Source organism: Acidiphilium sp. PA (genome assembly GCF_026191915.1).
Classification (GTDB): Bacteria; Pseudomonadota; Alphaproteobacteria; order Acetobacterales; family Acetobacteraceae; genus Acidiphilium.
Genome location: NZ_JAIMBY010000001.1, coordinates 37,682 through 49,707 on the forward strand (window position 1 = coordinate 37,682; position 12,026 = coordinate 49,707).

General features: G+C 64.9%; 11 protein-coding genes. 5 read left to right on the forward strand and 6 right to left on the reverse strand.

What is annotated here, in order from left to right; translation table 11 throughout:
• The first annotated feature begins 150 nt into the window (after positions 1-150).
• Positions 151-882 carry a hypothetical protein gene (locus AruPA_RS00200; RefSeq protein WP_265634041.1) on the forward strand — a complete coding sequence of 244 codons (732 nt, stop codon included), beginning with the start codon at positions 151-153 and terminating at the stop codon, positions 880-882.
• 200 nt (positions 883-1,082) lie between these two features.
• Positions 1,083-1,421, forward strand: a complete 339-nt coding sequence (locus AruPA_RS00205; RefSeq protein ID WP_265634043.1) for a hypothetical protein — start codon at positions 1,083-1,085, stop codon at positions 1,419-1,421.
• A gap of 10 nt (positions 1,422-1,431) precedes the next feature.
• On the opposite strand, the gene AruPA_RS00210 is transcribed toward AruPA_RS00205, so the two are convergent.
• From AruPA_RS00210 to AruPA_RS00220, 3 genes are all read right to left on the reverse strand, one after another.
• Entirely contained in the window at positions 1,432-2,124 is a 693-nt protein-coding gene (locus tag AruPA_RS00210; RefSeq protein ID WP_265634045.1) for a 2OG-Fe(II) oxygenase, read from the reverse strand.
• Positions 2,121-3,182, reverse strand: coding sequence for a bifunctional DNA-binding transcriptional regulator/O6-methylguanine-DNA methyltransferase Ada (gene ada / locus AruPA_RS00215; protein ID WP_265634047.1), 1,062 nt, complete (start codon positions 3,180-3,182; stop codon positions 2,121-2,123). The genes AruPA_RS00210 and ada overlap by 4 nt, the downstream gene beginning before the upstream one ends.
• 245 nt (positions 3,183-3,427) lie before the next feature.
• Positions 3,428-4,396: a Gfo/Idh/MocA family protein gene (locus AruPA_RS00220; protein WP_265634048.1), complete on the reverse strand. Its 969-nt coding sequence runs from the start codon at positions 4,394-4,396 to the stop codon at positions 3,428-3,430.
• A gap of 109 nt (positions 4,397-4,505) precedes the next feature.
• Between AruPA_RS00220 and secD the strand changes: the two genes are divergently transcribed.
• The 3 genes from secD (at position 4,506) to htpG (ending at position 9,091) form a co-directional block, all read left to right on the forward strand.
• Positions 4,506-6,086, forward strand: a complete 1,581-nt coding sequence (gene secD, locus AruPA_RS00225; RefSeq protein WP_265634050.1) for a protein translocase subunit SecD — start codon at positions 4,506-4,508, stop codon at positions 6,084-6,086.
• A 10-nt stretch (positions 6,087-6,096) separates the two neighbouring features.
• Positions 6,097-7,071 carry a protein translocase subunit SecF gene (gene secF, locus AruPA_RS00230; RefSeq protein ID WP_265634052.1) on the forward strand — a complete coding sequence of 325 codons (975 nt, stop codon included), beginning with the start codon at positions 6,097-6,099 and terminating at the stop codon, positions 7,069-7,071.
• Positions 7,072-7,279: 208 nt separating this feature from the next.
• A complete protein-coding gene (htpG, locus tag AruPA_RS00235; RefSeq protein ID WP_265634054.1) occupies positions 7,280-9,091 on the forward strand; it encodes a molecular chaperone HtpG in 1,812 nt (603 codons plus the stop codon).
• A gap of 162 nt (positions 9,092-9,253) precedes the next feature.
• Here the strand turns inward: htpG and AruPA_RS00240 are convergent, their stop codons facing one another.
• From AruPA_RS00240 to AruPA_RS00250, 3 genes are all read right to left on the reverse strand, one after another.
• Positions 9,254-10,252, reverse strand: coding sequence for a dipeptidase (locus AruPA_RS00240; protein ID WP_265634056.1), 999 nt, complete (start codon positions 10,250-10,252; stop codon positions 9,254-9,256).
• 45 nt (positions 10,253-10,297) lie between these two features.
• Positions 10,298-10,789 carry a zinc-ribbon domain-containing protein gene (locus tag AruPA_RS00245; RefSeq protein WP_265634057.1) on the reverse strand — a complete coding sequence of 164 codons (492 nt, stop codon included), beginning with the start codon at positions 10,787-10,789 and terminating at the stop codon, positions 10,298-10,300.
• A gap of 114 nt (positions 10,790-10,903) precedes the next feature.
• A complete protein-coding gene (locus AruPA_RS00250) occupies positions 10,904-11,977 on the reverse strand; it encodes a phosphotransferase family protein (protein WP_265634060.1) in 1,074 nt (357 codons plus the stop codon).
• Positions 11,978-12,026 lie beyond the last annotated feature (49 nt).

The following is a 12,026-nucleotide window of genomic DNA, read 5'->3' on the forward strand; positions in this document are numbered from 1 at the left end:
AGCGCGATGCCCATCAGCCGCCCCAAGCCCGCACCGTCCCCGCAAGCGCAACACCGCAATCCACCCCAACCAACCCCCAAACAAAGAATCTAACAAACCCCCTAACAAACCCCTTTCTCACCCCCCACCCCGCATGGTTTATATGCGGTCATGATCGCAAACGCGCCGTTCATGCCTGCCGACCCGACCGAGCGCTTCGCGGTGATCTTCCGTGCCCTGCAGCGCTCGGTCGCCGACAACGGCTACCGCCTCAAAATCCACGGCCCGCTCATCGTCCTGATCTGGAACTACCTCGCCCGCCAGATCGCCCGCTTCGCCCGCATCGCATCCCGCCCACCCCAATCCCCCCGCATCCGCACCCGCGCTCCCAAACCGGTCGAGCGCGAACCCGCCACCGCCACCCCCAATCCCAAACCCAAACCACCCCTCACGCTCCCGCGCGGCTTCGCCTGGCTCATCCGCCTGCTCCCCAACGGCCCCGCCACCGTCGTCGGCGGTGCCGCCGCCCGCGCCGATCTCCAGCTTTTCATGGAAGACCCCATCGTGCTGGACCTGCTCGCCACCCACCCCAGCCTCGGCCGCATCCTCCGCCCCCTCCACACCATGCTCGGCCTGCGTCCCCCCCAAATCATCAAACGCCCCAGAAAACCCCGGCGCGAACCCACAGGCGAACCAAAACCCCGCCCCAAACGCCCCCGCCCCAAGCGCCAGCCCGACTTCATGGCCCAATACAAAGTCAACCCCGACGGCAGCATCGACTTCACCCCCGAACAACTCCGCGACATCCTCGGCCCACCCCCACCACCCGTCCCGCCCTGGCACCACCCTTTCGTGCCCTCCTTCGACGCCAAAAAAATGTGGCGCAAAGGCCCGCGCGGCTGATGCACGCCTAAATCGTTACGAAAACGAAACAATACACCCAAAAACCAAGGGAAGTTCTTCTTTTTTGTGAACAAAAAAGAAGCAAAAAAAACTTTGTTCATTTGGGTCTGCGCTTTTGAAAACACCTGGGTATCGGGCGTCGATCAAGCTTTGGGTCGGTTGGTATCGGTTGGTCTTTTGGGGTCCCGCCGAAACGCCGCATGGTGTCGTTCAGTCACGGTAAAATCAACCTGCCGGCACAGCGCGGGCCAGGCGATGGCGTCTTGCGGGGTGGGTGGGGCGCTGAAGATCAGCAGATTGCCGAAGAAGAAGCCGGGGTTGGTTGGGGTGCGGATGACGAGGTAGTCGGCGCGTTCGATCACCTGGCCGTCGAAGCGGTGGAACAGGAGGTCGGTTCTGATGCCAAGGGATCGATCGTTTCGCAGCATAGGGTCCTTCCCATGAAGTATGTGGGCGCCGCCGGCACGGACCAGATCGACCAGAGTTTTTTGCTTCTTTTTTTGCAAAAAAAGAAGTGCTTCGCCTGCCTTGAACCATGAACGCCGTCGGTCAGGCGGCGTCGTGGAAGATGATGCCGAGGGTGTGGCGCTGGCCGGCGCGGATGGTGCTGACGCCGTGGCGGAGGATGACCCGGTGATCGCCGCGGCTGCCGCGGACCGGGCGGCTGTTGACCGCGAAGACGACCGCATCGCCCCTTCCGAGCGGAACGACGCCAGCCCGGGATTGCCGGCGGGGGCGTTGTTCGGTGAGGACGAATTCGCCGCCTTCGAAATCGGTGCCCGGCGTCGAGAGCAGGGTTGCGACCTGGAGCGGAAAGATTTGAGGGCCGTAGATGTCCTGGTGGAGGCAGTTGTAGTCGCCGGCACGGTATTGCAGCAGCAGCGGGGTTGGTTTGGTCTGGCCGGCGGCGTGGCAGTTCGCGATGAAATCGGCATGGTCGGCGGGGAAGCGGGTTTCGATGGCGAGGCGCTCGTGCCAGCGGTTGGCGAGCGGGGCCAGGGCTGCGTAAAGGCTGCGGCGCAGGCGGGCGACCAAGGGGGGCAGTTGGTAGGCGAAGTAGCGGTATTCGCCTTCGCCATAGCCGTGGCGGCCCATGACGACGTGTTTGCGGAAATGCGACGGGTCGCTGTAAAGCGCGACGGTTTCGGTGCATTCGTCCGCGCTGAGCAGGCGCGGCAGGACGGCCCAGCCTTGCTCGTCGAGCGATGCGATAGTGGCTTGCCAATCGATTGCGGCGGTCATGCGGTGGTTTCCTGTTCGAGCAGGCGGCGTTTGCGTTCGATGCCCCAGCGGTAGCCGGACAGAGTGCCATCCGTGCGGATGACGCGATGGCAGGGGATGGCGATCGCGATGGTATTCGCGGCGCAGGCCCCGGCGACCGCGCGGGTGGCGCTGGGGGTGCCGATGGCGCGGGCGATCTCGGCATAGGTTGCGGTCTGGCCTGGCGGGATGGCGCGCAGGGCCTGCCAGACGCGCTGCTGGAAGGCGGTGCCGCGGATATCGAGCGCGAGGTCGGCTGGCTGGCGCGGGGTTTCAATCAGGCCGACGACGCGGGCGATGAGGGATTGGTATGCGGGATCATCGCCGATAAGGGTGGCGTTGGGAAACCGGGTTTCAAGGTCGTGGATCAGCGCCTCGGGCTCGTCCCCGAGCAGGATGGCGACGACGCCCTGGGTGCTGGAGGCGACCAGGATGGCACCGAGGCTGCATTGGCCGACGGCGAAGCGGATGGTCTCGCTGGCGCCGCCAGCGCGGTAGCGGGTGGGGGTCATGCCGAGCAGGGCGGTGGATCGGGCGTAGAAACGACCGCTGGATTGGAAACCGGACTCGTAGATCGCCTCGGTCACGCCACCGGCATTGGGCAAGGCGGCGCGCAGGCGGCCGGCGCGCCGGGCTTCGGCGTAGTGTTTCGGGGTGAGGCCGGTGATCGCCTTGAAACTGCGATGGAAATGCCCGGGGCTGAGGCCGGCGGCGGCGGCGAGCCGGGTGAGGCTGGGCGGTTCGGCGGCGGATTCGATCTGGCGGCAGGCGGCCTCGATACGGGCGACGAGGGCGGATCGGGGGCCGGGGTCGTCCGGCCGGCAGCGCAGGCAGGGGCGAAAGCCGGCGGCGCGGGCGGCGGATGGGGAGGCATGGAGGGCGATGTTGGCGGGGTTGGCGTGGCGCGACGGGCACGACGGGCGGCAATAGACGCCGGTGGTGGCGACGGAATACCAGAAAGTGCCATCGGCGGTGCGGTCACGCACGGTGATCTGGGCGAGGCGGGGATCTTGTACGATACGGTTGAAGTGGGTCGGCATGGTATTTGTCCTGGAGATCGGGGCGATGAGGTAGGTGAGGACAAGGAAGTCTTCTTTTTTGTGAACAAAAAAGAAGCAAAAAAAACTTTGTTAATTTGGGACTGAGCGCGTGAAAACGCCCGTGCCCCAGATTCAAAAAGTTTTTTGCTTCTTTTTTTCAAAAAAGAAGTCCTCCCTTGCCTTGCGCTCACTTAACCAGACCGGCGCCACGCTGAAACTCCGTTCCCTGCTTTCGAATCCAGATTTCAGCGGATCAACCCGGAGGCGACGGCGCGGGCGCGGCTTGCGGTGATCGAGGCGGCGACGGCGATGGCGGCTTCGAGGGCGCGGCGGCCGGCGGCGGCGTCGACCAGGACGGGGGCGCCGTCGAGGCAGGCGGCGTGGAAGGCGGCGTGTTCGGCGGCGAGGGCGTCGTGCTCGTCCCAGCTTGCGGTTTCGATGCCGAATTCCTCAAAGCCGGGGAGTGCGATGCCGCGGTCGCGGCCGATCAGGGTGAGTTTTTTGGTGGCGAAATCGACGGTCAGGTAGCCGGATTCGGCGAAGATGCGCATTTTTCGTTCGGTTTTCAGCGAGATGCGGCTGGCGGTGATGGTGGCGACGCAGCCATCGGCGAAGTGGACGCGGGCGTTGGCGATATCGTCGTGCGCGCTGGCGACGGCGGCGCCGACGGCATCGACGCTGTCGATTTTCTGACCGACCAGGGCGAGCACGAGGTCGAGGTCGTGGATCATGAGGTCGAGGATGACCGAGACATCGGTGCCGCGGGGTTTGAAGGGGGCGACGCGGACGGCTTCGATATAGAGCGGGCGGCCCATGCGGGCGGCGACGGCGCCGTGGGCGGCGGAGAATCGCTCGAGGTGGCCGACCTGAAGGACAAGGCCGCGGGCGGTGGCGGCGGCGGCGAGTTGATCGGCCTCCTGAAGTGTCGCCGCGATCGGTTTTTCGATCAGGACGTGGCGGCCGGCCGCGAGGGATTGCATGGCGAGGGGGAAATGGGCATCGGCCGGAGCGGCGATGATCAGGGCGTCGGCGGCTGCGATCAGGGCATCGAGCGGCAGGGCGGGGCAGTTGGCCTCGGCCGCGACGAGGGTGGCGCGGGCGGCATCGGGATCGTGCAGGCCGACCAGGACGGCGCGTTCGGCCGCCGCCGTTTTCAGGGCGTGGAACCGCCCGAAATGTCCTGCACCGATCACACCGACCTTGAGCCTGTCCACCGCAATCCTCCCGAATTGGGGCCACACTTGCACGCGCAAGCCGGCCCCGCCATACCACCCCCGCCCGCCCGCCCACTGTCGCGGCACGTTCAAGGACCCACTGCCGACCATGCTTTATTTCACGCGCCTGAAAACCACCATGATCCTGCTGTTCTGCGCCATCGGGGTGCTGCTGGCGGTGCCGAACCTGATCAAGCGGCCGCTGCCGGGGGTGCCGTGGCCGCAGATCCATCTGGGGCTCGATTTGCGCGGCGGGTCGTATCTGCTGATGCAGGTGGATATGAACGCGGTGGTGAAGGAGCAGTTGACCGGGCTGACCGACGACGTGCGCCAGGCGCTGCTGAAGGCGGATATCGGGTATACCGATCTTGGCGCGAATGTCGCGGCGAAGCGGGTGCAGTTCAATCTGTTGAAACCCTCCGATGCGGCGGCGGCGAAGCCGATCCTGCAAAAGCTGATCAGCCCGGTTGCGGCGGCGGGCGGGGCGCCGGATATCGATGTGCGGATCGATCCTTCGGGGGCGGCGACGCTCACCTTGTCGCGCGCGGGGCTGATTGCCAAGCAGAGCCAGGCGATCGCGCAGTCGATCACGATCATCGGGCGGCGCATCGATGGGTCGGGCGTGGTCGATCCGCAGATTGCGCGGCAGGGCAGCGACAAGATCGTGATCCAGTTGCCGGGGGTTTCGGACCCGAACCGGATCAAGCGGTTGCTGGGCAAGACCGCGCACATGACGTTTCATATGGTGGCGCAGAATGTGAACCCGGAGACCAAGACGCCGCCGCCGGGGGTCGAGATTCTGCCGATGCTGAACGATCCGGCGCAGTTGATGGCGATCCGCTCGCGGGTGGCGGTGGATGGCGCGGACCTGACCAATGCGCAGGCCGGGCAGGACCCGCAGACCGGCGGCTGGGTGGTGAATTTTACGTTCAACGGCACCGGGGCGCGCAAATTCGCCGAGATCACCACCAAGAACGTGGGCAAATTGTTCGCGATCGAGCTGGATCACAAGATTATCGAGGCGCCGGTGATCCAGACGCCGATCATTGGTGGTCAGGGGCAGATTACCGGTGGGTTCACCGCGCAATCGGCGACGGATCTGGCGTTGCTGCTGCGGGCGGGCGCGCTGCCGGCGCCGCTGCGGGTGGTGGAGCAGCAGAGCGTCGGGCCGGAATTGGGCGCGGATGCGATAAGGGCGGGGATTTTGTCGCTCGCGGTCGGGTTCGTGCTGGTCATTCTGTTCATGGCGAGTTTTTACGGGCTGTTCGGCTGGTTCGCGAACATCGCGCTGGTGGTCAATCTGCTGCTGCTGGTGGCTGTGCTGTCGGTGATGGGGGCGACGCTGACCTTGCCGGGCATGGCGGGGATTTTGCTGACGCTGGGCATGGCGGTGGACGCCAACGTGCTGATCAACGAGCGTGTGCGCGAGGAGGTGAAGCTGGGGCGCAAGCCGCTGGCGGCGCTGGAAGCGGGGTATAAGCGGGCGTATGGCACGATCATCGATTCCAACGTGACGACGCTGCTGGCTCATATCATGCTGTTCATTTTCGGCTCGCCGCCTGTGCGCGGGTTTGCCGTGACGATCTGCGTGGGCATTGTGACGACGCTGTTCACCTCGACCGTGCTGGTCCGGTTGATCACCGCGCGCTGGTACATTGCCCGCCGTCCTGCCGCTTTGCCGGTTTTTTGAGGCTCATCCGATGAAATTCATCACCACTCCCGCGTTCCGCCTGGTGCCGGACGGCACGCGCATCCGCTTCATGAAGGGGCGGTTCATCGGCCTGATGGTGTCGGCCGTGCTGTCGACCGCGTCGATCATTCTGTTTTTCCATCCGGGATTGAACCTGGGGTTGGATTTCAAGGGCGGCGTGGTGATCCAGGTGGCGACGCCGAGCAAGCCGGATTTCAGCAAGCTGCGGAGCGGGTTGGATGCGGCGCATTTGCAGGGGGCGGCGCTGCAGGGGTTCGGCAATGGCAAGGGCGTGCTGATCAGCCTGGAATCCAAGGCCAATGCCAACGCGACCCAGCGATCGCTCACGGCGGCGGAGGGCGTGGTGAAGGCGACGATTCCGGGGGCGACGATCGAATCGACCCAGGCGATCGGGGCTTCGGTGTCGAATACGCTGTTCCAGCAGGGGTTGGTGGCGCTCGGGCTGAGCTTTCTGATGATTTTGGTCTATATCTGGTTCCGGTTCGAATGGCAGTTCGCGGTGGGCGCGGTGGCGACGCTGGTGCTGGATGTGACCAAGACGGTCGGGTTCATGGTGATCACGCAGATTCCATTCGACCTGGTGACGATTGCGGCGATTCTGACAGTGATCGGCTATTCGACCAACGACAAGGTGGTGGTTTACGACCGGATGCGGGAGAATTTGCGCAAGTATAAGACGATGCCGCTGCGCGAGTTGATCGACCTTTCGATCAATGAGACGCTGAACCGGACGTTGGGGACATCGAGCACGGTGTTTCTGGCGGCGCTGCCGCTGGCGCTGTTCGGCGGGGCTTCGCTGTCGGGGTTTGCGTGGATCATGCTGTTCGGCATCGTGGTTGGCACGTCGTCGAGCATTTATATCGCGGCACCCATTCTGCTGCTGCTCGGCGAGCACCGGTTGCGGCGGGGGCCGAAGACGAACGAGGACCCGACGGTGGCGAAGGCGCAAGTGCGAGGTCGGTAAGGGAAGGTCTGCTTTTTTGTAAAAAAGCAGCAAAAAACTTTCGGTCATTGAGTCGCCGGCTTTTCAACGGTGAAAACCCAGCGAACAAAAGTTTTTTTGCTTCTTTTTTTACAAAAAAAGAAGTGCTTGCCTTCCTTAACCCAGGATTGCAACCGCGCAATCCGTGACCTATCTCAAGGCGCCGTTCGTTCTTTTAGTGAGGAATATCATGAGTTCGACAACTGACACGACCCGTCCGTTCGATGCCGAAGTGGGCCGCCTGCTCGATCTGGTGGTGCATTCGTTGTACTCCGAGCGGGAGATTTTTCTCCGTGAGCTGGTCGCCAACGCGGCCGATGCGATCGATCGCCGGCGGTTTCTGGCGCTGTCCGATGAGAGCCTGGCGCTGCCGGAGGATGCCTCGATCCGCATCAGCGTCGACAAGGCGGCGCGGACGATTACGATTGCCGATGACGGGATTGGCATGACCGCCGAGGATCTGGCGAGCCATTTGGGCACGATTGCGCGCTCGGGCACCCGCGCGTTTACCGAGACGCTGGCGGATGCGAAGCCGGAGGAGCGGCCCAGCCTGATCGGGCAGTTCGGCGTCGGGTTCTATTCGGCGTTCATGGTGGCCGATACGGTCGAGATGATTTCGCGCCGGGCCGGGACCGAGATTGCGCATAAATGGTCATCGGACGGGCGGGGCGGCTACCGGATCAGCGAGGCGACGCGCGAGACGCCGGGTTCGGACGTGGTGCTGCATATCAAGGCCGACGCCGATGAATATCTTGAGCCGGTGCGGCTCGAGACGATTTTGCGGAAATGGGCCGATCATATTTCGGTGCCGATCAAGATCGAGCGGGATGGCAGTTTCCAGGCCGCCAACGAGGGTACCGCGCTGTGGCGCAAGCGGAAATCGGATGTCTCCGAGCAGGATTATACCGAGTTCTATCGCCACCTCGGCCATATGTTCGACCAGCCCTGGGCGACGATCCATTGGAGTGCGGAGGGTTCGATCGCGTTTTCGGCCCTGTTGTTCATCCCCGGCCGGTCACCGTTTCCGGTAACCGAGGATGACCGTGAAAGCCATGTGCGGCTGCATGTGCGCCGGATGTTCATTACCGATGACGCCAAATTGCTGCCGGGGTGGCTGCGCTTCATTGAAGGCGTGGTCGATACCGAGGATCTGCCGCTGAACGTGTCGCGGGAGATGCTGCAGGCAACACCGGTGCTGGCGCGCATTCGCAAGGCGCTGGTCAACCGGGTGATCACGGAGTTGAAGACCCGTGCGAAGGATGCCGAGGCGTATAAACCCTTCATCGAGCAGTTCGGGCCGGTGCTGAAGGAAGGGATCTACGACGACAGCGAGCACCGGACCGAGATTGCCGGGCTTGCGCGGTTCCGTTCGACCCATGGCGATGAACTCACCTCGCTCGATGAGTATGTGGCGCGGATGCCCGAAGGGCAGAAGGATATTTACTACATCACCGGTGAGGATGCCGAGCGTATCCGCACGTCACCGCAGATCGAAGGGTTGCGCGCCAAGGGGTTCGAGGTGCTGCTGCTGTCCGACCAGATCGATTTTTTCTGGCCCGAGCGGCTCGCGACCTATGCCGAGAAAAAACTGGTCCACGCCGGGGCTGCGAACGACGTGTTCGAAACCGCCGCGATGCCGGCGGCGATGAGCACGCTGGCCGCGGCGCTGAAATCGGCGCTGAGCGAACAGGTTTCGGACGTGGTGGCATCATCGCGGCTGACCGATAGCCCCGCCGCGCTCGCCGCCGCCGGTGGGCAACCCGACCTTGCACTGCAACGGCTGATGCGCCGGGCCGGGCGGCAGAGCTACGCGCCGAAACCGGCGCTCGAACTCAACCCTTCGCACAAGCTGATCGAGAGCCTGATACCGCGCGCCGATGCCGGTGAGGATATGACGGATTGGGCGGCGTTGCTGCTCGATCTCGCGCGCATTCAGGACGGTGAGGCGCCGATCGACCCGGCACGGTTCGCGCGGCTGGTGGCGGAGAAGGTTGCGGGCTGAGGGGTAGGCGAGGCCAGGGGGCGCCGACCCCCCTGGCCTCGTTAAAAAAGCAGCAAAGAAGCGCCCTCAATTGAGCGCGTGAATACCAAACCGCCCGCGCCCCCGATTCAAAAAAGTTTTTTGCTGCTTTTTTACAAAAAAGCAGCGCTTCCCTTCCCTGCCCTACACGCTGACGTCTTCGGCGATCCGCAGCAGCCGCAGGAAATTGCCGCCCCAGATTTTGGCGAGGGCGGGTTCGTCGTAGCCGCGTTTGATCAGTTCCTCGGTGAGGCTGGGGGTCTGGCCGGCGTGCATGTAGCCGGCGACGCCGCCGCCGCCGTCGAAATCGGTGCCGATGCCGACATGGTCGATGCCGATGCGTTGGGCCACGTAGTCGACGTGATCGGCGATGGCGGCGACGCCGATATCGGAAGGTTTGGCGCTGCGTTTGAGGAAGGCGGAGACCATGGTGATCTGGATCAGGCCGCCGGTGTCGCGCAGGGCGGCGAGTTGTTCATCATCGAGGTTGCGGGGGTGATCGCACAGGGCGCGCACGCAGGAATGGGTGGCGACGATAGGGGTGCGTGACAGGCCGACCGCCTGCATCATGCTGGATTTGGAGGCATGGCTGACGTCGATCAGGATGCCGAGGTCGTTCATGCGGGCGATGGCAGCGCGGCCAAGGGCGGACAGGCCGCCATGTTCGGTGGGGGCATCGCCGAGGTCGGCGCGGGGGATGGCGGCATCGGCCAAGGCATTGTGGCCGTTGTGGGTCAGGGTGATGTAGCGGACGCCGCGGGCGGCGAAATCGTCGAGCACGGCGAGGTCGCCGCCGAGGGCGGTGCCGTTTTCGACCGCGGGGATGACCGCGACCTGGCCGGCGCGGTGGGCGGCCTCGATCGCGGCGGCGGTGTGGGCGGGTACGGCGCCGGCGGCGCGGCCCATGGCGGCGATGGTATCGAGCATGGCCAGCGCGCGGGTGCGGGCTTCGGTGTTGCCGGCATCATCGCGCCTGCCCTGGGGCACGTAGGCCGCGAAGCAGATGGCGCCGACGCCGCCGCGGCGGATTTTCGGCAGGTCGACGCAACGCGGGCCATCGGTGGTGAAATCGGGGCCGTTCGGCCAGGGGATGTCGACATGCGTGTCGAGAATCAGGAGTCGGTCGTGCAGTTCATGTGCCATGCGCAACCCTCGCCGCTGCGGGGGCTCGCGGTCAAGGGGGCGGGCTCAGGACAGGCCGAGGGCGTCGAACAGGCGCAGCGAGGGCGGCCAGATGCGGCTGATCGGGCCGTGCAGGGCCAGGATGAGAGCGATCAGGGCGATCAACAGGACGATCGAGCCGATCCACAGGGTGCGGGCACTGGGCGAGCCGGCCGGCGGCGCGGGTGGGGAGCGTGGCGCCGGTTGTCTGATCGGGGGTTCGATCCGCGTTTCGACGGGCGGGGGCGGTTCGGGCGGCGCGGGCGGGATGGTTTCGGATTCGGATTTGGATTCAGATTCGGGCTCGGACTCGGACTCGGACTCGGATGCGGGGGACTGGATTGGTTTGAATTCGAAATCGTCGTCGGCGCCGGGCGATGCGACGGGTTCGGCCGGGGGCGGTGGTTCGACTTGCCATTCGGTGCCGCACTGGGCGCAGCGGACGCGCCGGGGCAGGCGAGCCAGGGCCTGGGGCGGCAATTCATACTGCGCAGCGCATTCCGGGCAGGTTATTCGCATGAGGGAGCGAATGACATTTTCATTGGCCGGGTGCAACCTGCGTGACGTTCGGGACGGCGGATGGCGTTTTTTAGGGTGCGAACCGGATTTGTGTCGCGCCGGGTCGTGCTTGCGCTATCGGGACGGTGTGGCACCGCGCACGACATTCCAACCCGTATTCGCGACGGCGATGCACATGTCGTGCATCCGTCCGGCGCGCTGGTCCGCCGCGTTGCCGGCGAGGGAACGGGCGTAGACCCCTTCGACGATCGCGGCGGAGCGGAACAGCGAGAAACCCATGAAGAATTGCCAGTGTTCGATCGCCGCGCGCCCGGTCAGGCGGGCGTAGAGGGCGAGCGCCTCGGCCTCGCTCATCAGGCCCATCGCCGCGACATCGATGCCCTGGTACCCGGCCATTGCGGGACCCGATCCGGGCGGCAGATGGTAGGACATGCAGCAATAGGCGAGATCGGCGAGCGGATGGCCGAGGGTGGACAATTCCCAGTCGAGCACGGCGACGATGCGGGGCTCGTCCTGATGGATGACCATGTTGCCGAGCCGGAAATCGCCGTGCACGATGGCGGTTTCGTCGCGCGCGGGGATGTTGGCGCGCAGCCAGGCGATCAGATTGGTCATGGCCGGGAGGTCTTCGGTTTTCGAGGCCTCGTACTGGCGGGTCCAGCGATCGATCTGGCGGGCGACGTAGTGATCGGGCCGGCCGAAGGTTTCGAGCCCGACCGCGCGATAGTCGACGCTGTGCAGCGCGGCGATGGCCTCGATCAGGTTGCGCTGGACCGCGCCGCGATCGGGCGGGCTGACGCCGGGCATCATGACATCGTGGAAGACGCGGCCTGCGACATGGGCCATGAGGTAGAAGCTGGTGCCGATGATCGTTGCGTCTTCGCAGTAGTGCAGCATCGGTGCGACCGGCACGGCGGTGGCGGCGAGCGCGCTCTGGATGCGGTATTCACGGTCGATCTGGTGGGCCGAGGGCAGCAGCGTGCCGGGCGGTTTTTTGCGCAGCACGTAGCGCTGGCCCGACGCCTCGATCAGGTAGGTGGGGTTGGATTGGCCGCCCTGGAACTGGCGGATGACGGCGGGCGGGGTGAAACCGGGGATGTGGCGGGCGAGGTATTCGATCAGCCGCGCCTCATCGAGGCGATGGTGCGGCAGAACCTCAACCAGTTTTGGTGCCGATGCGTCGTTCATCCCGAATTTCCCCCACTCGGGGCGGAGCATCCTGATCGCGCCGGGGCCT